22 protein-coding genes, 2 tRNA genes and 1 riboswitch are annotated in these 26,337 nt (G+C 68.5%); of the genes, 12 read left to right on the plus strand and 12 right to left on the minus strand.

Features of this window, described 5'->3' with window-relative positions:
- Positions 1-45: 45 nt before the first annotated feature.
- The 4 genes from EC845_RS19865 to EC845_RS19880 form a co-directional block, all read right to left on the minus strand.
- Positions 46-597 carry an RNA polymerase sigma factor gene (locus tag EC845_RS19865; protein WP_199739873.1) on the minus strand — a complete coding sequence of 184 codons (552 nt, stop codon included), beginning with the start codon at positions 595-597 and terminating at the stop codon, positions 46-48.
- A 362-nt stretch (positions 598-959) separates the two neighbouring features.
- Positions 960-1,035 (minus strand) — tRNA-Lys (locus EC845_RS19870).
- 22 nt (positions 1,036-1,057) lie between these two features.
- Positions 1,058-1,133: transfer RNA gene (locus EC845_RS19875), tRNA-Ala, on the minus strand.
- A gap of 168 nt (positions 1,134-1,301) precedes the next feature.
- Positions 1,302-5,180 carry a DUF748 domain-containing protein gene (locus EC845_RS19880; protein ID WP_158615740.1) on the minus strand — a complete coding sequence of 1,293 codons (3,879 nt, stop codon included), beginning with the start codon at positions 5,178-5,180 and terminating at the stop codon, positions 1,302-1,304.
- A 720-nt stretch (positions 5,181-5,900) separates the two neighbouring features.
- Here EC845_RS19880 and EC845_RS19885 point away from each other — a divergent pair.
- From EC845_RS19885 to nrdR, 3 genes are all read left to right on the plus strand, one after another.
- Positions 5,901-6,752: a lytic transglycosylase domain-containing protein gene (locus tag EC845_RS19885; protein ID WP_123300166.1), complete on the plus strand. Its 852-nt coding sequence runs from the start codon at positions 5,901-5,903 to the stop codon at positions 6,750-6,752.
- A gap of 26 nt (positions 6,753-6,778) precedes the next feature.
- Positions 6,779-6,927: riboswitch (ZMP/ZTP riboswitch) on the plus strand.
- A gap of 46 nt (positions 6,928-6,973) precedes the next feature.
- Positions 6,974-8,218 (plus strand): serine hydroxymethyltransferase, encoded by a 1,245-nt coding sequence (glyA, locus tag EC845_RS19890; protein WP_123299897.1) that lies wholly within the window; start codon positions 6,974-6,976, stop codon positions 8,216-8,218.
- Positions 8,219-8,222: 4 nt separating this feature from the next.
- Entirely contained in the window at positions 8,223-8,669 is a 447-nt protein-coding gene (gene nrdR, locus EC845_RS19895) for a transcriptional regulator NrdR (protein WP_123299898.1), read from the plus strand.
- Between the two features lie 58 nt (positions 8,670-8,727).
- Here nrdR and EC845_RS19900 read toward each other — a convergent pair whose 3' ends face one another.
- The 7 genes from EC845_RS19900 to EC845_RS19930 form a co-directional block, all read right to left on the minus strand.
- Positions 8,728-9,834, minus strand: a complete 1,107-nt coding sequence (locus tag EC845_RS19900) for a cyclopropane-fatty-acyl-phospholipid synthase family protein (protein WP_123300168.1) — start codon at positions 9,832-9,834, stop codon at positions 8,728-8,730.
- The gene (locus EC845_RS19905) at positions 9,831-10,649 is read right to left on the minus strand and encodes a DUF1295 domain-containing protein (protein ID WP_123299899.1); all 819 of its coding nucleotides are present in this window, start codon (positions 10,647-10,649) and stop codon (positions 9,831-9,833) included. The genes EC845_RS19900 and EC845_RS19905 overlap by 4 nt, the downstream gene beginning before the upstream one ends.
- Positions 10,646-11,287 (minus strand): DUF2878 domain-containing protein, encoded by a 642-nt coding sequence (locus EC845_RS19910; RefSeq protein ID WP_233598193.1) that lies wholly within the window; start codon positions 11,285-11,287, stop codon positions 10,646-10,648. The genes EC845_RS19905 and EC845_RS19910 overlap by 4 nt, the downstream gene beginning before the upstream one ends.
- An 86-nt stretch (positions 11,288-11,373) precedes the next feature.
- A complete protein-coding gene (locus tag EC845_RS19915) occupies positions 11,374-12,234 on the minus strand; it encodes a hypothetical protein (RefSeq protein WP_148077356.1) in 861 nt (286 codons plus the stop codon).
- A 198-nt stretch (positions 12,235-12,432) separates the two neighbouring features.
- Positions 12,433-13,323: an alpha/beta hydrolase gene (locus EC845_RS19920; RefSeq protein ID WP_123299901.1), complete on the minus strand. Its 891-nt coding sequence runs from the start codon at positions 13,321-13,323 to the stop codon at positions 12,433-12,435.
- A gap of 93 nt (positions 13,324-13,416) precedes the next feature.
- On the minus strand, positions 13,417-14,109 hold the full coding sequence (locus EC845_RS19925; RefSeq protein ID WP_123299902.1) for an anti-sigma factor domain-containing protein: 693 nt from the start codon (positions 14,107-14,109) through the stop codon (positions 13,417-13,419).
- Positions 14,106-14,663, minus strand: a complete 558-nt coding sequence (locus EC845_RS19930) for an RNA polymerase sigma factor (protein ID WP_123300172.1) — start codon at positions 14,661-14,663, stop codon at positions 14,106-14,108. Before EC845_RS19930 ends, EC845_RS19925 begins: the two co-directional genes overlap by 4 nt.
- Before the next feature lie 202 nt (positions 14,664-14,865).
- Between EC845_RS19930 and pilV the strand changes: the two genes are divergently transcribed.
- The 7 genes from pilV (at position 14,866) to hpnD (ending at position 22,535) form a co-directional block, all read left to right on the plus strand.
- Positions 14,866-15,561: a type IV pilus modification protein PilV gene (gene pilV / locus EC845_RS19935; protein WP_123299903.1), complete on the plus strand. Its 696-nt coding sequence runs from the start codon at positions 14,866-14,868 to the stop codon at positions 15,559-15,561.
- 7 nt (positions 15,562-15,568) lie between these two features.
- Positions 15,569-16,507 (plus strand): PilW family protein, encoded by a 939-nt coding sequence (locus EC845_RS19940; protein WP_123299904.1) that lies wholly within the window; start codon positions 15,569-15,571, stop codon positions 16,505-16,507.
- Positions 16,504-19,236, plus strand: coding sequence for a hypothetical protein (locus tag EC845_RS19945; RefSeq protein ID WP_123299905.1), 2,733 nt, complete (start codon positions 16,504-16,506; stop codon positions 19,234-19,236). Before EC845_RS19940 ends, EC845_RS19945 begins: the two co-directional genes overlap by 4 nt.
- A gap of 83 nt (positions 19,237-19,319) precedes the next feature.
- Complete coding sequence (locus tag EC845_RS22430) at positions 19,320-19,820, plus strand: type IV pilin protein (RefSeq protein ID WP_158615741.1); 501 nt, start codon at positions 19,320-19,322, stop codon at positions 19,818-19,820.
- The gene (locus EC845_RS19955; protein ID WP_255416919.1) at positions 19,817-20,476 is read left to right on the plus strand and encodes a GspH/FimT family pseudopilin; all 660 of its coding nucleotides are present in this window, start codon (positions 19,817-19,819) and stop codon (positions 20,474-20,476) included. Before EC845_RS22430 ends, EC845_RS19955 begins: the two co-directional genes overlap by 4 nt.
- Positions 20,477-20,578: 102 nt before the next feature.
- Positions 20,579-21,667 (plus strand): bifunctional diaminohydroxyphosphoribosylaminopyrimidine deaminase/5-amino-6-(5-phosphoribosylamino)uracil reductase RibD, encoded by a 1,089-nt coding sequence (gene ribD / locus EC845_RS19960; protein ID WP_123299907.1) that lies wholly within the window; start codon positions 20,579-20,581, stop codon positions 21,665-21,667.
- A 31-nt stretch (positions 21,668-21,698) separates the two neighbouring features.
- The gene (gene hpnD / locus EC845_RS19965) at positions 21,699-22,535 is read left to right on the plus strand and encodes a presqualene diphosphate synthase HpnD (RefSeq protein WP_123299908.1); all 837 of its coding nucleotides are present in this window, start codon (positions 21,699-21,701) and stop codon (positions 22,533-22,535) included.
- Between the two features lie 48 nt (positions 22,536-22,583).
- Here the strand turns inward: hpnD and EC845_RS19970 are convergent, their stop codons facing one another.
- The gene (locus EC845_RS19970; RefSeq protein ID WP_123299909.1) at positions 22,584-23,306 is read right to left on the minus strand and encodes an HAD family hydrolase; all 723 of its coding nucleotides are present in this window, start codon (positions 23,304-23,306) and stop codon (positions 22,584-22,586) included.
- 36 nt (positions 23,307-23,342) lie between these two features.
- Here EC845_RS19970 and hemH point away from each other — a divergent pair, with 36 nt between their 5' ends.
- Both hemH and EC845_RS19980 read left to right on the plus strand, forming a co-directional pair.
- Positions 23,343-24,419 carry a ferrochelatase gene (gene hemH / locus EC845_RS19975; RefSeq protein ID WP_123299910.1) on the plus strand — a complete coding sequence of 359 codons (1,077 nt, stop codon included), beginning with the start codon at positions 23,343-23,345 and terminating at the stop codon, positions 24,417-24,419.
- Positions 24,420-24,637: 218 nt separating this feature from the next.
- Positions 24,638-26,326, plus strand: coding sequence for an electron transfer flavoprotein-ubiquinone oxidoreductase (locus EC845_RS19980; RefSeq protein WP_123299911.1), 1,689 nt, complete (start codon positions 24,638-24,640; stop codon positions 26,324-26,326).
- Positions 26,327-26,337 lie beyond the last annotated feature (11 nt).

Here is a 26,337-nt window from a genome sequence, read left to right on the forward strand (position 1 = left end):
CGCTCGCCGAGGCCGTCCGGCCTGTCGGCATCCGGCGCGGGTCCGTCATTCGGCGGCCTCGCCGGCAACGCGGCAGGCCGGAGCCCAACGCGTGCGGATGAGCTGCAAGGCACGAGCCAGATGCTGCGCCACCATGTTGCGCGAGATATCGAGCTCGCGTGCGATGTCGTCCTGCTTCATGCCGTGGACACGATGCAGCAGGAAGATCTGGCGCGGGCGCGGCGGCATGCCTTCGATCACGGCCACCAGTGCCTGCAATTGCTGCTTGAACTCGAGTTCCCAGGCGCCGTCGCAGACATGGCAGGCTTCGTCCGGCACCTCGTCCACAAAATCGATCCATTGCCGCCGGGTCGCCTCGCTGCGGCTGCGGTCGATGGCGCGATGCCGGCTCACCCGCCGCAGAAAAGCCAGCGGCGTGTGCACCTGCTGGCTCGGCGGACGTTCGATCATCTCGACACAGACGTCATGGATCACATCCCGCGCAAAGCCCCAACTGCCGAACCGCTGGCGGATGTAGTCCACCAGATCCTCGTAGTGCAGCTCCAGCGCAGCCATCAGCGACGGAGCCGTCAAGGGGGGTACCGGGTGGGTGCTCATCAATACTCCGCGTTCGGGACCGGTCGGGAGGACGAGGAGATCCTTTGGCCGATCGAGAGGGACAACAAAGCCGGAGATTGTAAATGAGATCAAGAATCAGATAGATGTCTACCCTTTCATTGCCAGGGCAGACAGGGAAGACATTGCCGGATTTGCGCGGTCGATTCACGCACACCCCGGGATTCCAGCATGGCCCGGGTCGCCGACAGGTTGCGCGTCGACTTCGGGCTTGCGAAAGACTGGTCGTAGGTTGGACAACTCGCCCTCGCAAGCGAGACGGATCGGAATTCACCGAATGAGATTCGGAAACGAAAAAAGCACCTAACGCTTTCGCGCTAAGTGCTTGTTTCTACTGGGATAAGTGGTGGGCCCTGAGTGACTCGAACACTCGACCTACGGATTAAGAGTCCGCTGCTCTACCAACTGAGCTAAGAGCCCACTTATCTGCAAAAATCTACGCTGGTGGAGAGGAGGAGGATCGAACTCCCGACCTTCGCATTGCGAACGCGACGCTCTCCCAGCTGAGCTACCCCCCCACTTGTCTTGCTTGCTGGCTTTGCAAGACGTCCTGTTCAAGGCAGAACGCTATTATGCCACGGTGTTTTTGCTTTTTGCAAATCGGCTGACATTTTTTCAAAAAAGATGCATCGAACCGACGGCGGGCCGGGCTGCATCGGGACATTCCTGCATCAAGTCCGCTCCTGTCAATTCAGTCCCAGCTTGAGTTCGACACGCGGGACCCAGGTCGCGGCACCGGGCTCGGCCACGTTGCGCGACGCGCCCAGGTACAGCTGACTGGCCGGCACCTTGCGCGCCATCAGGTAGCTGCGCACCACCGTCGCCCGTTCGGCTGCGACTTGTTGCAAGACAGCCGGGCTGGCCGATATCTCGGCCATCAGCAGCTTCTCCATGTCGGCGACGGAGATGTCGCGGGTCAGGCCGATGAAGTTGCGCGGCTTGTCGTCGATGTCGCTGCGGCGATAGAGCCGGCGCAGCGCCTCTTCGTAGACGGCGGGCTGCAGCACGGGGCTGTCGTCCCACGGGTTGGCCTCGGGCTGGGCAGCCGGATCGTTGCTGGTGCTGGTGCTGGTGCTGGTGCCGCCCGCAGCGCCGCGGCGGCTGCCGTCGCGCTGGGCTTCCCAGCCCACCTGCTTGGCCAGCTCGACCCGCTGGAAGGCCAACTGCTCGGCCGGATGGCTGGCCAGACCGGTCAGTGTCAGATTGAGGGCGGGTTTGTCGAGCATGGCTTGCGCCACCTTGTCGAGGCTGGCCCGGGCCTGGGCATCGAGCGCCTTGGAGCCCGGTGCGAACGCGATGGTGCTGAGTTCGCTGGCCGCCGTGCCTGCAAAAGCAGAGCCCAGCAGACTGAAAGGCGAGGTCACGGCCCGCCCGATCAGGTTGACAAAGGCGCGCCAGATCAGGCCGCCCATCGAGAACTGCGGGTCGTTGAGCGAGCCCCTGACCGGCAGATCGATGTCGATGACGCCACGGCGGTCCGCGAGCAGCGCGACGGCGAGCTTGACCGGCAGGCTGCTGCCGCTGCCGTCGACCTTGTCGCCGAAAGCCAGTTGATTGAGCACGACCCGGTTGGTGGCGGTGAGCTGTCCGTCGGCCTTGATCTCGTAACGCACGTCCATGCTGAGTTTGCCGCGCTCGATGCCGTAACCGGCGTACTTCATGCTGTAAGGCGACAACGGCGGCAGGTCGAGGCCATTGACGCGCGCCCGGATGTCCAGCATCAGGGGCTGGGCCAGCGGGTTGACGCGCCCGCTGATGAAGAGCTCGGCCGTCTCCTGGGCCAGGCCCTGCAGCTCGAGTTCGGCCATCTGCGGCTGGCCTTCGGGAGCCACCGACGAAAAAGCGCCCAGCCGCCCTGTCAGGCTGCTGAGATCGGCGCGGTAGTTGGGCTGGACGAACTGATCGTTGAACGCGATGCGGGCATTGATCAGTTCGAGCGGCCCCACATTGACCCGGGGCGCGGAACCCGGCCCGTCCCCGGCGGGCGGCGACGCGGGCTTGCGGACTTGCGAGACCGCGACCTGGCCGGGCTGCCGGGTCGCCACGGCGGCTTCGGCGGCCGGCTCGTCCCCGCCGTAGAGGCCTTGCAGATTGAGCTCGCCTTGCGGCGTCACGACCAGACGGGCAAAGAGATCGGTCAGGCGGCTCGATGCCAGATCGAGCTCGGTCCGGCGATCCGGTGCCAGGGTGAGCTTGACGCCCCGCACGACCCATTCGCGCCAGCTCAGCAACTGGTGGTCTTCGCGGGCCCATGCGGCGCGGCCTTCTGCATCGAGGCCGTCCGGCATGCGCAGATCGGCGCGCACCCCCTCGACAGTGAGATCGCCGCTGGCCGACACACGCGGCCCGGCCGGCGTGGCGCGGTAACTGACGGGACCGGTCCAACTGCCATCGGCCCGGTGGATGTCGAGCTGCGAAAGCGCCGGTACATAAGGCGCCAGGGCCTGCAGCGGCAAGCGGGTCGCGGCGAGCCGCTGACTGTCGAATGAACGGGGCACCCAATCCACGATCTCGCCCAGCGTGCCCCGCAGGTCGAGTTGGCCGCGGGGACCGCGCCGGCTCGACAGCAGGGCCTTGACTTCGATCGGGGTGCCGGCGCTGCGCACTTGCGCGTAAGTCCCCAGCGTCAGCCCCAGTTGCCGCACGCGCAGTTGCACGGGTTGGCCCACCTGCATCTGCCGGCCATCGTCCCAGTCGAGTTCGCCGTCGCTGATGCGCAAGCTCGCCAGACTGGCCTGCCAGGCTGCGGAGGGCGTTGCCGCCTGGGGACGGCGCGAGGACGCTCCGGCCGCCGGCGCGGCAGCGGGCGCCAACCAGTCTTCGTGTGTCCAGCGGCCGCGGCTGTCCCGTGCGTAGGCGATGCGCGGCGCATCGACCGCCACATCGCCCAATGCCACGGTCTGCCGGTTCATATCCACCCGGGCATCGGTCAGCGAGAGCTGGCGCACCCGGACGGCAGGCGCCCTGCCCTGGCCGATCTGCAACTGCGCGACACCGAGTTGCGCCACATCGAGACTCAGGCTCTGGCCTTCGGCCTGCCAGTGCAACGTGGCCTCGGTCGAAACACGGCCGGCCAGCGGGGCCTTGAAGACCTGTGCCCAATAAGGGGCAAACGGAGCGATGTCCATCGCGCCCAGGCTGAAACCCAGCGTCGCCTTTCGCGCACTGGCCTCGCCCTGCAGGGCCAGCCGGGCCCCCATGACCTGAGCAGATGCCCGAATCGGCAGCGGCTCGTCCATCGGCCAGGCCAGACCCTGCGCAAACAGCGCGATGTCGTGGGCTTCGAGGTTCGTGGCGGGACGCACCGCGGCATCGGCCACCTGCACCCGGCCCCCCATCAATTGAAACTCGTCGACCCGGACCTGCCAGGACTCGGGCGGCCGATCGGTTGCGGCGGAGTCTGCCGGCGTCTTGCCCGGTGCTGCCGGCGAGGCGGCCGCAGGCCCGGCGGACGGTGCGGGCGCGCCGAGGAATCCCTGCAGCCCGACCCACTCGCCCCGCGCATCGCGACGCATCGCCAACCGAGGAGAGACGATATCCACCCGGCTGATCGCGACCGACCGTTGCAGCGGTTTCAGACTGGCCACGTCGACGGCCAGTTGTTCGACCGTCAGGAGTTCGCGGTCTTCCGTGTCCTGCATCTGCAGGCCGAGCGCGGTGAGGCGCCCGGACAGCTCGACGACCGGTTGCTCGGTGCTGTCGGGCTGCTCGAAGGCGACATCCACGTCGATGTCGAGACGGCCCTCTTGCAACCTGGCCGGCAGGTCGTCGGGCAGGTAAGCCAGATACGGCGACAGATCGAGACCCGCGGTCTGGAGCTTGGCGCGGGTCTTGCGGCTGGGTGCAAACGGCAGGCTGTAAGCCTCGCTCTCGACACGGCTGCCGTTGATCTCGAAGTCCAGCCGGGGCTGCACCTCGACCTCTCTCTTGCCGGGCAGCGTGCTGAGAAAAGGCAATGCCAATGCCATGTCCCGCACGGTGTGCGAGCGCCCCGCCAGCCGGTCGTCGATATCGATCGCGCCACCGTCCAGGGTGACGTTGTAGAGCGCCAGACGCGGCAACGGTTCGTCGGCTGCACGCTCGGGCTGCGGCGTGGCGAAACGCGCCAGGACATCGTCGATATCGGTGCGTCCATCGGCTTCGCGGCGCAGGCGCAGCACCGGGTCGTTGACCGCCAGGGCATCGACGACGGGTGCCAGTTCCCACAACGAGCGGGCACTCAGGTTGGCATAGATGCGGTGCACCTGGAACTGAGGCTCGGCCGGCCGGTCGGCAGCCGGGGCATGGGCCACGGTCACGTCCAGCAGACGAAACTCGAGAGACCAGGGCTTGATCGAGACCTGGCCCACGGTGACGGCACGGCCGAGGCGTTGCGTCGCCTGCTTTTCGATCTGGGAGCGGGCCAGCGGCGGCAGCGCCAGCCACAGCAGCAGCCAGAGCCCCAAGACGGCCAGCAGGGCCCAGGCCAGGCGGCGCATCCAGCGCATCGCAGTCGTGCGGCGGCTGCGGTTGACGGCGGCCGCGACAGGCGGACGACCGGGGGGAGTGGAGTCTGGAGCGGCCATGGGCTGAATCGCACAGTCCTCTTTGATGTGAACGGGCTCATGATGCCACGAGTCCCCGGGCGGCGGCACGGACCGGGGCGATCGCGCGGTGGCCACCGCCCGCACGCAATAAAAAGCCCGGCAGCCTCGGGAAGAAGCTGCCGGGCCAGGTGGCGACCACATCATGGGTCGATGCCACCGGTTTGGCGGACTGGCGAGAAGAAGGTCGCCGGCCCAACCGAAGGCCAGAGATGGCCTTCATGGTTGCCAACACGAGGTTGGCTGATGCCATCCGCAAGGGAGGCGGTTCCACCTTATCCAAGGTCGGGTGCGCAAGCCAATCATATTTTTATGACGCTGCGTTGTATTTCATTGAGTGCGTCAATGCTGAACCGCCAAGCCGCGAAAACAGACATGTCCTGAAGAGGAAATCCGGTTTTTTCCGACAAAAATTGAACTCCATATGCAATATTTCATCAATCAATCTGATTTGATATTCTTGACTTGTTATTTAAAGCCCTCCTAGAATCCGCCCCACTCCTCCTTCCCTTGGCGGTCTGTGCCAAGTCGGGAAGCTCATTCTTCCCTCCAAACAGACGACCTGCAGCCCCCCCATGGGCTGACGATCTGCAGCGTGCTTCTTTTTGCCGGGCACACGTTTCGCCCGGCCCCGGCTGCAGCCCCCATCGAACGATGTGCCCGCCCCACAAGCATGGCCTCGCCTAGAAAAGGATGTTCGTCATGAACGTATTCGCAAAAATAGGGCACGGCGTGCGCACATGCGCCACGGACGCGGCCCGCGGTTTCTTTGAAATCTGTCACAACGGCTTTGCCCTGCTGGGCCTTGCCACGGCTTTTGTCGTCGTCGCCCTGCTCGCCCGCCCCGACCTCCGCCATTCGGGCGAGGCCTACCTCATGGGCTGGCTGCAGAACCGCCACACCGCCGCCCAGGTCGCCGCTTCGGGCATGACACCCGAGCCGGATGTGATCGAGCGCGTGCGCGCCGCCGATCCCACCTCGCTGACGCAGCAGCAGGCGGCCGTGACGAACTGGCTGAGCAAGAAGTACCGGGTCGCGCCCGAGCCGCTGAGCGTGCTGGTCACCGAAGCCTGGAACGTGGGTGCCACGGTCAAGCTCGATCCGGCCCTGATCCTGGCTGTCATGGCCATCGAGTCGCGTTTTAATCCCTTCTCGCAAAGCCCGGTGGGTGCGCAGGGCCTGATGCAGGTCATGACGCGGGTCCACACCGACAAGTACGATTACTTCGGCGGCAATCTCGCGGCTTTCGATCCGGTCGCCAATCTGCGCGTCGGCATCAAGGTGTTGCAGGACTGCGTCAAGGGCAGCGGCTCGATCGAAGGCGGCCTGCGCTGCTACGTGGGTGCCGGCGGCCATGGCAACGACGGCGGTTATGTCACCAAGGTGCTCGGCGAGTACAACCGCCTGCGCAGCGTGGTCGGCGGTCAGGCTCCGCGCATGATGGCGCCCCTGAGCCCGCCCGCCCCGGCAGTGCCCGCGAATGGGCCGGCCAAACCGGCTCTGGAAGCGGAAACCCGCCCCGATCATCCCCAGACGCTGGTCGCCAACTCCTGATCGCAGACGGCGCATCGGGTACACTACGCCCCGCGCGCGACTGGCGATAGACGGTCGGCACCCCTTGCGGTGCCGGGGCCGTCGAGGTGGATCACCACCGGGGAGCGCGCAGCGTCGGGTCTGGCCTCGGTGAGGGCAGACCGGCGTGTATCAGCCGTTCGCCTGGGCAGCCCTTGTTGTTTTTATTGATGCAAGGCGCCATGTCTTTGAAGGACTGCCACATGTACGACCGCAAAATCCTCGTCGAGCAAGCCGACGCTGAAATCTGGGCCGCCATCCAGGCCGAAAACACCCGCCAGGAACAGCACATCGAGCTGATCGCCAGCGAGAACTACGCCTCGCCCGCCGTCATGGCAGCGCAAGGCTCGCAATTCACCAACAAATACGCAGAAGGCTATCCGGGCCGCCGCTACTACGGCGGTTGCGAATACGCCGACGTGGTCGAGCAACTCGCCATCGACCGCGTCAAGCAGCTGTTCGGTGCCGATGCCGCCAACGTGCAGCCCAGCTCCGGTTCGCAGGCCAACCAGGCCGTGCTGCTGGCTTTCCTCAAGCCCGGCGACACCATCCTGGGCATGAGCCTGGCCGAAGGCGGTCACCTGACGCACGGCATGCCCCTCAACATGTCGGGCAAGTGGTTCAACGTCGTTTCCTACGGCCTCAACGCCCAGGAAGAGATCGACTACGACGCGCTCGAGAAGAAGGCCCATGAATCGCGTCCCAAGCTGATCATCGCGGGCGCCTCGGCCTATGCGCTGCGCATCGATTTCGAGCGCTTCGCCAAGATCGCCAAGGACGTCGGCGCCATTCTGTGGGTCGACATCGCCCACTACGCCGGCCTGGTGGTCGCGGGTGTGTACCCCAACCCGGTGCCGCATGCCGACGTCGTGACGTCGACCACCCACAAGAGCCTGCGCGGCCCGCGCGGCGGCATCATCCTGATGAAGGCCGAGCACGAGAAGGCCATCAACAGCGCCATCTTCCCCGGCCTGCAAGGTGGCCCGCTGGTGCATGTGGTGGCAGCCAAGGCCGTCGCCTTCAAGGAAGCCCTGTCGCCCGAGTTCAAGGCCTACCAGGAACAAGTGGTGAAGAACGCCCGCGTGTTCGCCGAGACCCTGACCCAACGCGGCCTGCGCATCGTCAGCGGCCGCACCGAAAGCCATGTCATGCTGGTCGACCTGCGTGCCAAGGGCATCACCGGCAAGGCCGCCGAAGCCGCACTGGGCCTGGCCCACATCACCATCAACAAGAACGCGATCCCCAACGATCCGGAAAAGCCGATGGTGACCAGCGGCGTGCGCGTCGGGACCCCCGCGATCACGACACGCGGTTTCGGCGAGGAAGAAACACGCGCCACGGCCAACCTGATGGCCGACGTGCTGGACAACCCCAACGACGCGGCCAACCTCGAAACCGTGCGCGCCAAGGTCCATGCCCTGACGTCGCGTTTCCCGGTCTACAAGTAAGCCCATGAAATGCCCCTTCTGCAGCCATCTCGAAACGCAGGTCGTGGAGACGCGCGTGGCGGAAGAAGGCGGCTTCATCCGCAGGCGCCGCCAGTGCGGCGCTTGCGACAAGCGCTTCACGACCTATGAACGCCCCGAGGTCGTGATGCCTCAGGTGATCAAGAAGGACGGCAGCCGGACCGACTTCGACAGCGGCAAGATCCGCGCCTCGATGGCACTCGCGCTGCGCAAGCGGCCGGTCAGCATCGAGCAGATCGACAACGCCATCGACCACATCGAGCATCAGGTGCTGAGCAACGGCGCACGCGAGATCTCGTCGGCACGGCTGGGCGATTTCGTGATGGATGCGCTCAAGGGCCTGGACAAGGTGGGTTACGTGCGGTTCGCCTCGGTCTACCGCAGCTTCAAGGACACGGACGAGTTCCGCCGCCTGCTCGAGGAAGACCTCTAGGTCGGCGCCGCGCCGTCTCGACCGCCGAACGGGCCGCGCCATTGTGGCGCGGCTTTTTTCATGGCCGCCTCGAAAGGCCGGGTCGCACGAATCGATAGTGGCAGACCCCCCACTGCTTGCCGCCGGCATAACCGAAGAGTTCGGCGCAAGCCATCCAGAACATGCGCCAGCGCTGGCTCCACAAGGTGGCGACGGACGGTCCGTAGTGCCGCGCCAGGATGGCCAGCACGGCGTCGCGTTGACGGTCTTGATTGGCCAGCCACTGGTTCGCGGTGCGCGCGTAGTGGGTGCCCTCGACCATCCAGCGTGACTCCAGTTTCAGGTCGTCCTGGAACCACAGCAGCGTATCGGCCGCAGGCATGATGCCGCCGGTGAAGAAATGACGGCCCATCCAGTTGTCGGCACCTTCGGTTTCGAAGGGATACATCAGCGTACGGTGCGCGAAGATGTGGACAAAGAGTTTGCCGCCGGGGCGCAGCCATTGGCCGATGCGTCCCATCAGGGCCTGATAGTTGCGCATGTGCTCGAACATTTCCACCGACACGCAGCGGTCGAATGACGCGGCAGGAAGCGTCAGGCCGTTGACGTCGCGTGTCAGCACGGTGACGTGGCTGTGGCCGCGGGCCCGGCATTGGGCCTCGATGTGCAGGCGCTGGGCCTGCGAGTTCGAAACGGCGGTGATGCGGGCCCGGGGAAACTGCTCGGCCATCCACAGGGTGAGCGAACCCCAGCCGCAGCCGAGCTCGAGGATGTCCTGTCCATCGGCCAGTTCGGCCCGCATGCCGTAGAGGGCCAGCATGGCCAGTTCGGCCTGCTCGAGGGTTTCGTGGCCGGTGGGGTAATAACAGCCCGAGTACTTCAGGCGCGGCCCCAGGCAGAGACGGAAGAACTCCGGGGGCAGTTCGTAATGCTGGCGGTTGGCCGCGTCGGTGTGCAGGGCCACCGGACTGTCTCGCAACTGCCGCACCAGGGACTGGTACCGGGCCCCCTGGCCCTCGGGGCCACAGGCGCCCTCGTCGTCCAGGCGGCGGGCGCACAGTTGCCGGATGCCGTGCCGGATGAGCGCGTCGGGCACCCAGCCCCGCTCGGCCCAGCCCAGCGGACCCGAGGCCGGCCGGTCGCTGGCGAGTTCATTGCAGTCGGAAATCAGTGGCGTGGAGCTCATGGCGTGGGCGGCGGAGGGGAGGAAGAACGGCGGCGCACCGGCCACGGGATCAGCATGGGCGTCTCCTGCTGATACCGGCGGTAATCGTCGCCACGGGTGCGCAAGGCTTGCGCTTCGGTGTAGGGGATGCCGCTGATCCAGCGCAAAAAGACGTACATGACGAGCGGCCCCATGCAGGCCAGCCAGAACCAGGGCGAGCCCCAGGCCAGGGCGACATAGGCAAACCAGTGCAGCCACTCGAAGAAATAGTTGGGATGGCGCGAGTAGCGCCAGAGCCCCTGCCGGCAGGTCCGTCCCCGATGGGCCGGCACGCTGCGGAATGCGGCGAGCTGGGCATCCGCCCAGGTTTCACCCGCCACGGCGATCACCCAGATGGCCACGCCCAGCCACAGGACAGGCGTGAACGTCGCCACGGGATTGGCGGCCACCGCGACAAACGGCAAGGCAAACATCACCACCAGAAAAGCCTGGGCCAGAAACAGGCCGTAGAGCTTGAGCTGATTGTCTTGCCAGTGCTCACGAAGCGCGCGGTAACGCCCGTCCTCGCGGTGCGGATCCTGCCGGAGGCGACGCGCGATGAGCCACGCCAGACGGGCGGCCCAGACGGCGCCGAGCCCACCCAACAGCAGCCGCGGCGGCGTGCCGCCAGAGCCTGTCACGGCCATCAGAATCGCACCGAGACCGACCCCGGCCGCCCAGACCGCATCGACGATGCCGGTGTTGCGCCACCGGCGCTGCCAGGCCCAGCCCGCGCTCATCAGCACCACCATGATCAGTCCGAGCACCAGCAGTTGCAGGCCGGGTGTCCAGGTCATGACGGATCCCCCGCATCGATCCGGCCTTCGGCACCCACGGCCACCGTCTCATGCAAGCCCCGCCGCGCCAGCACGATGAGCACCGCCATGGCGCCTGTCCAGCCCACGGCCAGCCACAGCAGGCCGTGCCAGGCGGGACTGGCGAAGGCGAGCGCCTGCCAGGTCCGGCCGGCCCCCCAATAGACCAGCGGGCCGGCCACGGTCCCCAGCGCGCAGGCCAGCCAGGGATGGCGGCGCAGCGAGGCCAGGGAGTGGTTGAGCGTCATGGCATAGGCTGCCCAAAGACCGAGGATCCAGATCGGCGCGCCGCCGGCGGGAACGGCCGGCGCGGGCGAGGCGTGGACGGCCCACCCTGTCGCGGCCAGCACGCCGTCGACCACGCAGCCCGCTGCCAGCGCGGCCACGACCAGGATCGCATCCGAGCGGACCTGGTCGGAAAGACGGAGCTGCCATGCCACGAACACCAGGGCTGAGATGGGGCCGGGCCAGGCCCAGCCGTGCCCGGCCCCGATCACGGCAATGAACCACACGGCCTGATAGCCCAGCAGATTGCCCCAGAAATGCAGAACCTCGCGCCGACGCGCCGCGCCGGGCATGGCATGCCGCCGAGGGACGGGCGTGGCGGGAGACTGGGTCATGGCACGGTTTCGTAAACGGGATTGATGCGTTGTGACAGATACGGCCGGCGGTGTCGATTGGATGCAGGCAGGCCGCGCGCCTGGTTTCATGCCGGACATCGCGCAACCAGCGGTGTGGCGGCGGCGGCCTCGATCGCAGCCGCATCCGGCGGCGGCAGGCGGCTGGATGCAGGAAACTCGATGCGCACCGTCGGCGTGTTTCCGGCGGCATCCCGGATGTTGCCGGGGCCTTCGAAACGCAGCAGGCGCCGGTCGGCTTCGCTGTAGGTGAGATCGATGGACGGTGCCGCAAAACCGTACCAGGCGTCGAGCCGCAGCCGGATCGACCGTGTGGGTCGGCCGCCCTGCCCCGGCTGGCCGCCTGACGCAACCCGAAAGTCGTAGAACGCCAGCCGGCTGGGGACCAGGAAAACCAGCGTCGGCGGCACGGGCCCCGCCAGATCGGACCAGTGGCTGCGCACATAGGCATCGAAGCCCGCATCGATGATGGCGCCAGGCAGATCCGGCAGCACGGCGCTGCGCACGGCGGCGCCCGCGTTCTCGCGCACATGGACTTGCCGCCGGCCGCCGACGCGGTTCACACCCTCCTGATAGCCGTCGCGCTGGTCCACCAGCAGGAAATCGGGTGCGGAACCGCCGACCGGGCCACGGACCCATTTGCGTGCAAAAGCCGGACCGGCCGGGCAGCGGTACAGCACGATCCGGTACTGCCGACCGTCCCGCTCTTCGACCCAATGCTCTTCCTGGTACAGCAACCGCGTACTGCCGGACGCGTAGGCCAGACCCCAGAAGTGTTCGGTCACGCCGCCGGCGGCCTGGACCGCATCGAGCGGGCGGCCGTCGTCGACCTGTGCGGCCGCGAGGGTCGACAGGCCGCATAAAACGGCGGCCACGAGGCGCACCCCGCTGCGCAAAACGATTGCGGGGGCATGTCGGAGCAAGTCCATGTCGACCTCCAGGGCGATGCACGCATCGGTCACGGTTCAAGGCACGGCAGTCACAGCGGGCCCGGGACGGGCGAGCGGCGCCGGCGTGCCGACTGTCCTGCTATACGGTCTTCGTGGCGGTCTGGATGCAGTGCGCGCAAAAAATCGTGAGGTCTGCGCGCGGCGCCGGCCGAGCGGAAACAGGCGATGGACCGATGCTCAGGGCGGATCGCCCTGCAGGCGCGGAGGCACGGGCGCAAGGACAAAACGCGAGAGGTCGTCGAGGACGGGAGCCCGCCAGCGCAGCGGCCGAGCCAGGGCGCCGGCGAGCATCTGATGACCGAGTCCGGGGTACTCCACCTGCTCGACCCGTGCCCCTGCACGGCGCAAGGCGTCGGCCAGGGCACGCGTGTTGCGGACCGGATCGACCAGCGTGTCGTCGGTACCGGCCATGAGCAATGTGGGCGGCGCATCGGCACCGGCATGGACGACCGGCTGGGAGTCCGGCGGTGTATCCGGAAAATGGAAGATCGGCCGGAGCGTGCGCGAAACGATGGGCAGGAACTCGTACGGACCCGCCATGCCGATCCAGCCCTTGAGCTGCTGCGGCGAATGGCCGAACCGGGCCAGCCAGCGCGGATCGAGTGCGACCATGGCGGCGTTGTACCCTCCGGCGCTGTGCCCCGCCAGAAACACCCGGCCGGCATCGCCGCCGTAGGCACCGATGTGATCCAGCGTCCAGGCCACGGCCTGGGCCGTGTCGGCCACGAAGTCGGGATACGTCACCTGCGGGTAGAGCCGGTAGTCGATGACGACCGCCAGGATGCCTCGGGAGTTGAGTGCATCGCCGACAAAACGATAGCTCTCGCGGTCACCGCTGCTCCAGCTGCCGCCATACACAAAGACGACGACCGGCGGACGCTGCACGCCCGGGGGCACATAGATGTCCAGGACCTGGCGCGGATCGCTGCCATAGGACAGGCCGGCCAGGACGGTGCTGGCGTCGTCGGGCACCGCACCGTTGAGGATGCGGATCGGTGAACAGGCGGCCAGCAGGGCCGCAACGCAGGCCATCATCCATCGGATGGCGTGGGGAAGTCCTCGGGTCATGGACAGGTCCTCGAACAGGTGATGTCTCCTGATACGGCCGGCAGGCCGTTCTGGATGCAGTTCGGGACGACGTGCCGCATGGCGATCCAGCCCTTACAACGCCAGCACGCTGCCGCTGAGGACGACGGGCCCGGTCGGCTGGCCGGTGGGCGAGCCGCCCGGCGGTTCGAGGCTGACGGCGAGCTGTTGCACCCCGGCCAGTCCGGCTGGCCAGCTCAGCGTGGTGACGCCCTGCATCGCGAGCAGGCCCAGCGAGCGCGGCGGCTGTCCGGGCGGCAGCGCCCAGAGTTCGAGTGTGCGGCCTGCGGCCACCGTGTTCAGATCCTGCAGGGGGTGGATACGCACGGCGCCATCCGGCAGGGTGCGCACAGCGGCCAGTGCCTGGGCCTGCGGGGTCTGCAGCACGGCCAGCCAGCTCGCCCCGGCGACCGGTGTCTCCGGGCCGGGACGCGGCCTGTCGACCACCACGACCGCCACCAGCGCACAGGCGAGAACACCGCTCGCCAGCCGCCACAGGTTGAGGCCACGCCATCCCCACGGATGTGCTCTGCCCGGACCGCGGATACGGGCCTGCACGGCCCGCCACACCCTTGCAGGCGGCTGTCGCTCGGGCAGCGCCCACGCCAAGGGGTAGATCTTGTCCTCCCAGTCGCTGACTTCCTGGCGCAAGGCCGCATGGCTGGCCATCATGGCGACGAAACGCCGGCGTGCGCCGCCGCGCATGCTGCCGCAGACATAGTCGGCCGCCAGTTGCGGCCACCAGGCTTCACGTTTGCTCCCGCTCATGACAGGCACCTCTTGAGACGTTCCATGCCCCGACGAACCCAGCTCTTGACGGTGCCCAGGGGGAATCCGAGTTGCCGGGCGATATCGCCATGGCTCAGGTCGTCGAAGAACGAGAGGGCGATGGCCATGCGCTGATGGGAATCCAGGCCCGCCATGCAGGCCGCCAGCCGGCCGCCTTCGTGGCTGGACTGCAGGCGCTCGAAGGGCCCGGGCGCATCGTCGGCCCACGCCTCGACGATCGTGCCGTCGGGGTCGGGGCGTTCGAGATCGGGGCGGCGCAGCCAGTCGATGCAGCGATTGCGCACGATGCGCGTCATCCAGGTCATGACCTGGCTCTGCTCGGCAGCATAACGGCCGGCGTTCTGCCAGATGCTGACAAAACAATCCTGCAAGACCTCCTCGGCCCAGTCGCTGCGTCGCAACAGACGGACCGCTTGCGCAAAGAGGTGGGGCGCGCACAGCCGGTAGAGCTCGGCGAGCGCAGGCTCATGGCCCCGCGCGCAGTCTCGCATCAAGGCTTCCAGGCGGGCGGGATCGGTCGACAGTCTCGGCATCGGCAACTACTCGCTGAGCGGGCTACGCCCGACCCGACGCATGCTAACTCAGATCACCGATCTCGGCGCTAGGCATTCGGCATGATGCGGCAGCCTCCGACACGTGAGGTGTCGGGCCGCCGGGGACGCCGAAGTCGTGACGTCTTCCGGCCGGCCGTTGTTTCAAGTCGGGTCGCCTGGCCGACTGCCTTCCGGAGATGCGATGCCCACCCTGCCAAGTGCCGTCCTTGACGCCCGATGCCGCTGGCCTGTCGCACGCGGCCGGCCCGGCCTCGGGCACGCGCTGATCGAGGCCGTGGTGGCCGCCTTCGTGTTTTCGGTCGGCGCACTGGGACTGGCTGGCGTGCAGTTGCACGCCCTGTCGTCGGCTCGACAGACCGGCCAGCACCTGAAGGCGGCCACACTGGCGGCCGACCTGGCCGATCTGATTCGGCAGCACCCGTTGCAGCCCCCGAGGCCTGCAGCCGGTGCGGGCGGCACGGCCGGCAACAGCGAGGCGCAGCAGATCGGCGCGTCGGCCTCGGCACAGACCGACTGCCGCCTTGCGGCCTGCGATGCCGAACAGGCCCGAACCTGGCGGCTGGCCGAATGGACGGCTCGCCTGCAGCACGCCTTGCCCGGCGCCCAGGCTCAGGTTTGCAGCCATGGTCATGGCGGTTCGCCGCCGCAGGCCGGCTGCGCGGGCGCGGCGCCGACGTCGACGTCGAACCCAGCGGCTCCGACCATCGGAAGCCTGCGCCTGAGCTGGCCGGCCCCGCCCTCCATTGCCGTCCAGACTCAGGACCCCTCCGGGCTCGCTCCCGCAGAAGCAGAGCCTCCGACACGGGCCGCCCGCATCTCGCCGGCCTCTGCACAAACGTTCGGCCGTCTGGCGCTGCCGCTCGTTGCGGAGCGCTGACGAGGCCATGTCCACATCACACGCGCCTCCCGGCCCTGCCGGCCGCGCCCATCCCCATACAGGCCGGCGGTCTCGCCAACGCGGAATGACGCTGGTCGAACTGATGGTGGGTGCTGCGCTGGGTCTGAGCGTGATTCTGGCGGCGAGCGGCCTGCTGGCGACCCTGCAAAGGGCTTATGCGGCTGTCGAGGCCCAGGCCGAGCTCGACGAGCGGGGCCAACTGGCCTACGCGGTGATCCGTGCCCTCGTGGCCCAGGCGGGTTACCCCGAAGCGGCACGTGCCGCTTATGCCCGAAGCGGCAAAGACAGGGGACTGCTTCTGGCGACCGGTCCGCGGAATGGCCCGGTGATCGAAGGACATGACGACCGCACGCTGGCACCGGGGACGGCGGCGGCCATCGCGGCAACGTCCGTGGTCAACCACAGCGACGTGCTGATCGTGCACGGTGGCCGCGAGCCCGATGAACCCGCGCCGCCGAACTGCCTGGGCATCGTGCGTCAGCCGGACGATGCGCAGGGCCCGCGCATGCTGGACAGCTACCTGTACATCGATCGCGATGCGCGCCACGAGCCCGCCTTGTACTGCCTGGCATGGGGCCGGCACGGCAGACCCCAGAAGGAAGCGCTGGTGCATGGCGTCGAAACGCTGCAGGTGCTGTACGGCTGGCAAGACGACGGCGGTTCGTTGCGTTATCGCCCGGCCGCAGAAGTCGCCCACGCAGAGGCCTGGACACGGGTTCACGCCGTGCGCATCGGGCTGGTGCTGCGGTCGGCCATTGCCGCCCGGGGAACCGGCCGCGACAGTCCGCAGTTGCATCCTCTCGGCCTGATCATGAGCGATGCGGCAAGCGACGCCGGCAGCGTCTTTATACCCATCCCCGATGGCCGTCGCCGTCAGGTCCTGACCTTCGACGTGGCGCTGCGCAACAGCCCTGAAACGCGATGATCCGTGCTGCAGTCCCTCCACCCTCCCTGGCCTGCGACGTCCGGCCGCACGGGCACGGCGCCGTCCGCCGGCCAGCCGCACGCCACCCCGCCGTGCGGCACGGTCGGGGCAGCGCGCTGATCCCGGTGACCCTCGTGCTGGCACTGGCCGGATGGCTGGGACTCGCCGCCCTGCAGGCGAATTCGCTCGCCCGCCATGGGCCCAGCCAACTGCACGACGGGCAAGTGGCCGGCGAAGCGGCTGCAGCGGCGCTGGCGGACGGTCTGCGCGACATCGACCAGGGGGTGAACGCTCACCGGATGAAAATCCAGGGCCAGGGAACGGCATCGGCGTCGCCGCCCGGGTCGGGAACGGACCGCCCCGACGCTGCGTTTTCGGAGGGCCCAAGCCCGTGGTTCACGGCAGGCTGCGGCCACACCACTCACGACCGGGGGCTGTGCGTGCCGGCCACCGAAGGGCAGCCGGTCTGGCAGCAGGTCGACTGGCAGGATCGTTCGGCCGACAGCCGCAGCGTCGAGCTGGGCCGCTACACCGGTGCGGCTTTTGCCCAGGCCCATCCGTCCACCCTGCCCGTGGAGCCGCCTCGCTACATCATCGAGAGCCTGCCGGATACGCTGGCGTCCGAACCCGCGGGCGCACGCCGGCTCTACCGCGTCACCGCACTGGGTTACGGCCTGAACGCCGGCACGCGCGCCATGCAGCAGGTTCTCTACCGGCCGGCGCCGCTCGGTGCCGAATGGGCCATGGGCAGCGGCGTATCGGGCCACGTCTACCGGCTTCGAAGGAATGCCCAGACCGGCAGCACCGACCTGTTTGCCCGCGAGCTCGACGGGGTGCCGTCCACCGATCCCGCACCGCTCGCGAGTGTGCTGTTCGGCACACTCGCCTGGTCTGCCGCGGAGCGGTTGGCACTGCGCCCCGACGGTGAGCGCAACCGGGTGATCGGCGAGCGAGGCACCGGCACGGTTTTTTCGGCGCGGAATCTGGCCACGGGCGATGCGATGGTTTCCTTGACGCAACTCGCGACAGCGGGGCAGACGTCTGGCCAGGGTTCAAGTTCCGGCGTGTTCGGCGACCCCGTACGCCAGGAGCCCATCCGGCACGGCACCGACGCGCTGGCCCTTCGCGATCTGGCGCGCCGGCAGACCGGTCTGGATGGGGATGGCCGGTCGCCCACGCTGTACATCGGCACAACGGCTGGTGCCCTGCATGCGTTCGATGCGGCCAGCGGGGATGAGCATTTTGTCTATGTTCCCAGCGGCCTGACGCTGACGCCGCCCTCCGCTGCGGCTTCGGCTGCGGCATCGTCCGGTTCTGCTGCGTCCGGGCAACCATCGCCCCCCGCCAATCCCGCCGATCAGGCCAGACCGGGGCGCACGGCCATCCCCGCAGTGGCCGATGTCGACTGGGCGGCATCGAACGGCCGCAAGGCGATCCTGGTTTCGGGCAAGGGGCAGGCAGCGCCGGGCGTGTTCACGCTGGACGTGAGCGATCCCGCACAGTTCACGCCGGCCCAGGCCCTGTGGGAGTTCGGCCCGCAGGACGATGCCCGCATGGGCCACGTCACCAGCCAGCCGCAGGTGCTGCGCCTGCGCATCGGCCCGTCGATACGCTGGTTTGCCGCCTTGGCGAGCACGCCCGTCGACGCACCGGGTGAAGGTGCCGGCGACACCGGCAGTTCCGGTTCGCCCGCCGTTTTCCTGCTGGCACTCGACCACGACACACAACAGCCGTGGATACACGGCATGGACTACTACCGCTACGACCTGCCTCCAGACAGCGCACTGGCGACGGCGCCGGCCGGGGCCAGTGCGTGGCGGGCCGCGATCGAGGGCTCGGGCATCGCCAGTGCGCTGTATGTGGGCGACTGGCACGGCCGGCTGTGGCGGATCGAGCTGACCGACCTGGCATCGGCCGAGACCGCCCCCGCACCCTTGCCTTCGACCCGGGGCCGCAAGGTCTTCGTCGCCACGGACAGCGAAGGCCGCAGACAACCCATCGTGGCACCGCCCCAACTGCTGAGAGGCCCCGGCAACAGCTGGGTCGTGGCCTTCGGCACCGGCAGGCCGCCCGGCATGGCCACGCCCGCATCCGGCAACGCCCACCACGGCTTCTATGTGCTGCTGGACCCCGAACGCGGCGACACGCCGACACCCCCGCCGGTACTCGGCCGCCTCGACCTGGCACAGGCCGAACCGGCCGTATCCAGCACGCCCGCCACGTCGTCCACCCCCACCCCGCTCGTGCCATACCCCACGCATGCCGACCGCCTGGCCGTCCCGCCGGGCTGGCAATGGGACCACCCTTCCGCAGCGAAGCCCGGCGATCGCATCCATGCCGGCTGGCGTTTCGACTTCGAAGCCGGCGAAGGGCTCGACCAGCGCATGGCACCGCATGGCACACGCGTCATCGCGCACACCTTCCAGCCATCTGCGGCAGGCCCCGGCACCAGCCGCATCCTCGACATCGCGCCGGAGCGTGGCGAGGTCCACTTCGCCGCCTCGCCGGTCGGCGCCCTCGGGCCGCCCTTGATCTTCGCCACCGGCCGAGAAGAACGGTCCGGTCCGCCGGGAAGCGGACGGCGCGGGGTGGTGCTGCACAGTCACCTGATCCTGCTTGGAGAGCTCGGCGAGACCGCTTGGGCGCTGATGCCGGTCCACACGACGGCAGGCCGCCTGAGCTGGCGCGAGCTGACACCGCCATCCGAATCGAGGAACCCGGCACGATGATCCCGTCCCGCCAAAGCCCCCACCCCACTAACCCCCCTCCCGCACCTCCTGCACCTCCGCCCGGGCGCCCATCCGACAGCCGCATGCCGGTCCGGTCTTTCCCGGCGGGCCACACACTGATCGAACTGACGGTCACACTCACGCTGATCGGCCTGCTGGCCGCCATGGCCTATCCACCGCTGCTGCGGCACGTCGACCGGGCACGGCAGGCCGAGGGCCGGTCCGCCCTGCTCACACTCATGCTGCAGCAGGAAAACCGGAGGGCCGGCACAGGCTCGTACACCGCGATCGGCCCCGAAGGCCATCCGGAATTTCTGCGTTACGCCGGTGGCAACGGCCCCCGCCATGCGCGCTACCGGCTCGAGGCTCGCGCCTGCCCTCGGCAGGCCAGCGAGCCGACCGGGGCCGAAGCACCGACCACCGCCTCGATCCAGGATTCGGCCTCATGGCCGCTGAGCGCCTGCATCGAACTGGTCGCCCAGCCCTTGCCCGACGGCGCACGGCACCCTCGCCTGACACTCGACAGCCTGGGCCGCGCGGCCTGCTCCGACACGGACGGCGGCGGGTCGCCCTGCACGCCGTGAACACCGTCGGCGCCTTGAACACGAGCGCATCCGCAGACCGGCCGGGCAGAGCCGCGTTGCGTCCACCGGGTGTTCGGCACGCTGCCGCACATGGCGAAAAGCCGGCGCCGTCGGGCTTCACCCTGATGGAGACGATGGTCGTGATGACCCTCGTGGCACTGCTGTCGGCCTGGTCGGTCCCGGGCTGGATTCGCCTGCAGCGGGAGCTGGCGCTGGACACCGCGGCCCTGCGGCTTCAGAACACGTTCGCCCATGCCCGCAGCCAGGCCCTGCTGAGGCGCCAGCCCGTGGTCGTCGAGGCGGCCCGCGAGCCGCAAGGCGATCAGGCCCGATGGGAATACGGCTGGACGACGTTTGTCGATGCCGATGGCGACCACCAGCGGGGACCGGACGAACTGCTGCTCGCACGCGCCCCTGCCCTGCCCGGTTTCCTGTCCGTCAAGGCGGCCTTCAGCGGTTTCGGTGCGACCGCATCGCTGGCCATCCGCTACGGCACGGCCGGCACCCTGAGTCCCGTCAACGACGGCCTGGCCATGGGCCATGTCGAGATCTGGCGCAACGATGCCGATCCGGTTGCGTCGAGCCGCCGCATCGTGGTCACGCGGACCGGGCGCATTCGTGCGTGTGTACCGGCCGGCCTGTCGCGGCCCTGCTGATAGCGGGTTCCCAGGACGCCATCGGGTTATCGCGTGCGTGCCGCCCGGCCCGCCGCGAGGGGCGCTACAGTGTGGCGTCTGTCCGACCGCCGCTGCCGCTCCATGTCCTCCCCCATTCTTGCCGCTCTTGCGCTTGCCCGTTCCGTCCTGGGCAAGACCAATCCCAACCCCGCCGTGGGCTGCGTGCTGATCGGCCCTGCGGGCGAGCCGATCGGCCAGGGCGCGACACAGCCGGTCGGCGGCCCGCATGCCGAGGTCATGGCCTTGCGCGACGCACAGGCCCGCGGCCACTCGACGCAGGGGGCCACGGCCTACGTGACGCTGGAGCCCTGCGCCCACCACGGCCGCACCGGGCCCTGCTGCGACGCGTTGATCGCCGCCGGCGTCGTCCGCGTGGTGGCCTCGCTCACCGATCCCAATCCCCTGGTCGGCGGACAAGGTTTTGCACGGCTGCGCGCGGCCGGCGTGGCGGTCGAGGTCGGTCCGGGAGCCGACGAGGCCACCGAACTCAACCTCGGTTTCCTGAGCCGCATGACCCGGCAGATGCCCTGGGTGCGGATGAAAGTGGCGGCCTCGCTCGACGGCCGCACGGCCCTGCCCGACGGCACCAGCCAATGGATCACCAGCCCCGAGGCGCGTGCCGACGGGCAGGCGTGGCGCGCACGCGCCTGCGCCATCCTGACCGGCGTGGGCACGGTGCTGGCGGACGATCCCAGCCTGAATGTCCGGCTGCCCGGCGCGACCCGCCAGCCCCGGCGCGTGATCGTGGATTCGGCGCTGCGCACGCCGCCCACCGCCCGCATGCTGGCGCTGCCCGGCGAGACCCTGATCTACGCGGCCGCTGACCACGCGACCCGCCGCGCGGCGCTCGAAGCGGCGGGGGCCCGGGTGGTGCTTCTGCCTGCCGCCAACGGCCAGGTCGACTTGCGCGGCGTCCTGAGCGACCTGGCCGGTGCCGGGACCAACGAAGTGCATGTCGAAGCCGGCCGCACGCTCAACGGTGCGCTGCTGCAGGCGGGGCTGGCCGACGAGTGCCTGGTCTACCTGGCACCCAAATGGCTGGGCCAGGGGCTGGAGATGGCGGCGTTGCCCCTTCTGCCTGGCCTGGACCAGGCGCCGGCGTTCGTCTTCACCGGCATCGACCGCGTGGGGCCGGACGTCCGGCTGAGGGCGCGCCGGCAGGCCGCCTGAAGCACACAAAAGCCATGGGACAATCGCGGTCATGCCGCAGCCGTCCCCCGTCCCCACCGCAGCCCCGCTCGCGCCAGGCAGCAGCGCCTACTATGCGCTGCTTTTTCTGCCCTCGACCACCCAGCAGGCGCTGACGGCCTTTCACGCCTATTGCCGGGAAGTGCGCGGCGTCGTCGACACCGTGAGCGACGCCGGCGTGGCCTCGGCCAAGCTCACCTGGTGGAAAACCGAGATCCAGCGCGCCTACGAAGGCCAGGCCCAGCATCCCATCGCCCGGGCCCTGGGTCCGCACCTGATCCGCGCCGAAATCGATCCGCGCCTGCTGCAGGCGGTGGTCGAAGGCGCACGCACCGACCTGGAGCAGACGCGGTTCTTCGATTTTCCCGGACTGCGCCACTACTGCCAGCATGCGGGCGGCATTCCCATGGAGGTGGCGGTGCGCCTGCTCGGCCAAAGCCAGACGGAGACGCTGAGGTATGCGCACGCGCTGGGCGTGGCCCTGCAGTTGGCGGGCATCGTGCGCGACGTCGGCGCGCATGCGGCGCAAGGGCGGATCTACCTGCCGGTCAACGAGCTGCAGCAGTTCGAAGTCAAGGCGCAGGACATTCTGAACCGCAGTTATTCGCCGGGCTTCGGCGCCCTGATGGCCTTCCAGTGCCAGCGGGCCCGGCAAAGCCTGGCAGAGGCGGTGACGCTGCTGCCGCAGGCCGACAGACGCGCACAGAAGCCGGGCCTGATCCTGGCGCGCATCGCTCACACCCTGCTCGACGAGATCGAGCGCAGCGATTGCCAGGTGCTGCACCAGCGCATCGCACTGACGCCGCTGCGCAAGCTGTGGTGCGCCTGGCGCATCCAGGCGCTGGGCTGATCCTTCCTCGCCTGCGGCCGGGGCCGCAGCGCCCCGCAGGGCTGGACGTCAGCCCTGCGGCTGCGCGCCGCGAAGGATCGGCTGCAAGGCCTCGACCACCGCGGCCAGCGAGGTCACTTCGAGACTCGGCGGCGTCGGCAGTCCCCACGCCTTGCCTGCGCGGTTGATCCAGACGGTCTGCATGCCGGCGTCGTTGCCGCCCTGCACGTCGAGCACCGCATCGTCGCCGATGTGCAGCACCTGCGCCACCGGCAGGTCGATGGCCTGGGCCGCCGCTTCGAAGATGCGGCGGTCGGGTTTGCCGACGCCGAACTCGCGGGCGTGAATGGCGCCTCGAAAATACTGGCCGATCCCCGTGCGATGCACGTTGGCGTTGCCGTTGCTGAGGGCCACCAGCGGCAGATGCGCGGCGAGCGTGCCCAGCACCTCGTGCACGTCGTCGAACAGCTCGACGTTCTGGCGCTCGGCAAAGAAGACCTCGAACGCAGCCTCGGCCAGGGCCGGATCGTCGCCGCTTTGCGTCAGGGCCAGGCGTATGGACTCGCGGCGCAGGCCGCTGAGGTCGTGATGCAGATCGGGGCGGTCGCGCTCGACAGCCAGACGCAGTTCGCGCAGGGCCTGCGGGCTGTCGTAGGCCTGTGCGGTGCGGGGTGCGTGGCGGCGGAGCCAATCGTGCAGCACGACTTCGGCGCGGCCGATGGCCGGCCAGACCGGCCAGAGCGTGTCGTCGAGGTCGAGGGAAATGCCTTGTATGCGCGTGAGATCCAGCATGAAAATAAAGTCTACCTTTCCGGGCGAGAATACCGCATGCCTTCCTCCTCGCCCTCCTTCCCGCCCCAACCGCCGGCGGGCTCTTCCGCGGCAGCCCGGCCCTCGTCCGTGCCCGGCGACCTGCCGCCGCTGGCCGACGGCACCGCCGTGCTCTACGTCAACCTGGGCACCCCCGAAGCGCCGACCGCGCCCGCCGTGCGCCGTTATCTGGCCGAGTTCCTCTCCGATCCGCGCGTCATCGAGATCCCGCGCGCGCTCTGGCTACCTCTGCTGCACGGCGTGATCCTGCGGGTGCGCCCCGCGAAGTCGGCCGCCAAGTACGCCACGGTCTGGATGGCCGACGGCTCGCCGCTCAAGGTCTGGACGGTGCGGCAGGCCAGCCTGATGCAGGATGCGCTGCGTGCCGCCGGACACGACGTGCCGGTGCTGCCGGCCATGCGTTATGGCCAGCCCGCCCTGCTCGATCAGCTCGAGTCGCTGAAGGCCCGGGGCCTGCGGCGCCTGCTGGTCGTGACCGCCTATCCGCAGTATTCGGGCACCACCACGGCCAGCGTCAGCGACACGGTCTACCAGTGGGCGCAACGCCAGCGCGCCGTGCCCGAGATCCGGCTGGTGCGCAGCTTCCACGACGACCCCGCCTACATCGAGGCCCTGGCCCGGCAGGTCGAGCGGCACTGGGAAAGCCATGGCCGACCCGATCAACTGGTGATGAGTTTCCATGGCCTGCCGGCGCGCAATGTCCAGTTGGGAGACCCCTACCAGCAGGAGTGCGGCGTGACGGCCAGCCTGCTGGCGCAACGCCTGGGCCTGGACGACACGCGCTACCGCATGACTTTCCAATCGCGCTTCGGGCGGGCCAAGTGGCTGCAGCCCTATACCGAACCCACGCTCATCGAACTCGCCCGGCAGGGCGTACGGCATGTGCAGGTGGTCTGCCCCGGTTTCCCGGCCGACTGCATCGAGACGCTGGAAGAAATCAACCAGGAAGTGCGCGCGGCCTACATGCAGGCCGGAGGCGGCAATTTCAGCTACATCCCCGGCCTGAACGACAGCCCGGCCGGTATCGAGGCCCTGGCGGCCGTCGCCCTGCGGCAGCTCGACGGCTGGCGCTGAAGCGGCGGGCCCGGCACGCGGCGCAGGCAGGCCCGGTCGCTCCACCGGGTCTCCAAGAGCCCAGAGAGGCACATGGGTGACGCGCGCCCTCTGTTATCCACATAAAATACAAGGCTTTGCGGCGCCTGGGGATGCCCCACCTCCGACCCGCCTTCCAAAAACGGTTTGATGACATGTGCGCCGGCCCGATGCCTGCGCGCCACGACAGGCACAGCCCCATGACCCCACAAGCAATCCTCGAACAATACGGCCCGCGCGAGTCCATGGAATACGACGTGGTCATCGTGGGCGCAGGCCCCGGCGGCCTGGCCACCGCCATCCGGCTCAAGCAGCTCGCCGCGGACAAGGGAGGCGACCTCTCCGTCGTCGTGCTCGAGAAGGGCTCGGAGCCCGGCGCCCACATCCTCAGCGGCGCCGTGATGGACCCGCAGGCCCTGACCGAACTCATCGCCGACTGGAAAGACAAGGGCGCACCGCTGAACCAGCCGGTGACGGCCGACGAGGTGCTGCTGCTCTCCGAGACCGGGGCCACCAAGACCCCGGCCGCCCTGGTGCCCAACAACTTCCACAACGAAGGCAACTACGTCGTCAGCCTGGGCAACGTGGTGCGCTGGCTGGCCGAGCAGGCCGAGGGCCTGGGCGTCGAGATCTTCCCCGGCTTTGCCGCCGCCGAGGTGCTCTACAACGACGACGGTTCGGTCAAGGGCGTGGCCACCGGCAACATGGGCGTGAGCAAGGAAGGCGAGCCCACGGACGAGTTCCAGCTCGGCATGGAGCTGCACGCCAAGTACACGGTGTTTGCCGAAGGCGCACGCGGCCACCTGGGCCGGCAGTTGCTCGAACGCTTCAAGCTGCAGGAGGGCAAGGCCCCGCAGAGCTTCGGCATCGGCATCAAGGAGCTGTGGGAGATCCCGGCCGACAAGGCGCAGCCCGGCCTGGTGGTGCACACCGCAGGCTGGCCGATGGACAAGCAGACCTTCGGCGGCGGTTTCCTCTACCACCTCGAGGGCAACAAGGTGACGCTGGGCTTCGTGATCGGGCTCGACTACAAGAACCCGTGGCTGAGCCCGTTCGAGGAAATGCAGCGCTGGAAAAAGCACCCGGCCATCCTCAAGCACATCGAGGGCGGCAAGCGCCTGAGCTACGGCGCGCGCGCGATCAACAACGGCGGCGTCCCGAGTCTGCCCAAGACGGTGTTCCCGGGCGGTGCGCTGATCGGCTGCGATGCGGGCTACCTCAACGCCAGCCGCATCAAGGGCAGCCACGCGGCGATCAAGAGCGGCATGCTGGCCGCCGATGCGATCTACGAGGCGGTGACGGCGGGCCGCCAGTACGATGAACTCACGGCCTACCCCGAGGCGTTCGAGAAGAGCTGGCTGCACGACGAGCTCAAGGCGGCGAGCAACTTCAAGCCGTGGTTCAAGAAGGGCCAGACGGTGGGCATGCTGATGACGGGCATCGAGCACTGGCTGCTGCCGCGGCTGGGCGTGAAGACGCCGCCGTGGACACTGAAGAATCCGGCGGCCGACCACACCTTCCTCAAGCCGGCGGCCGAGTGCGCGAAGATCGACTACCCGAAGCCCGACGGCAAGATCACCTTCGACCGGCTGAGCTCGGTGTTCGTGAGCAACACCAACCATGCCGAGAACCAGCCGGCGCACCTGACGCTCAAGGACACGAGCGTGCCGGTGCAGATCAACCTGGCGAAGTTCGCGGGGCCGGAGTCGCGCTACTGCCCGGCAGGGGTGTACGAGTTCGTGCCCGACGAGGCACAGGGCGGCGAGCGGCTGCAGATCAATGCGCAGAACTGCGTGCACTGCAAGACCTGCGACATCAAGGACCCGACGCAGAACATCGTGTGGGTCACGCCCGAGGGCGGCGGCGGTCCGAACTACTCGGGCATGTGAGGCACAGCCGT

Origin of the sequence: Comamonas sp. BIGb0124 (assembly GCF_003752175.1) — a bacterium.
Lineage (GTDB): Bacteria > Pseudomonadota > Gammaproteobacteria > Burkholderiales > Burkholderiaceae_C > Comamonas_F.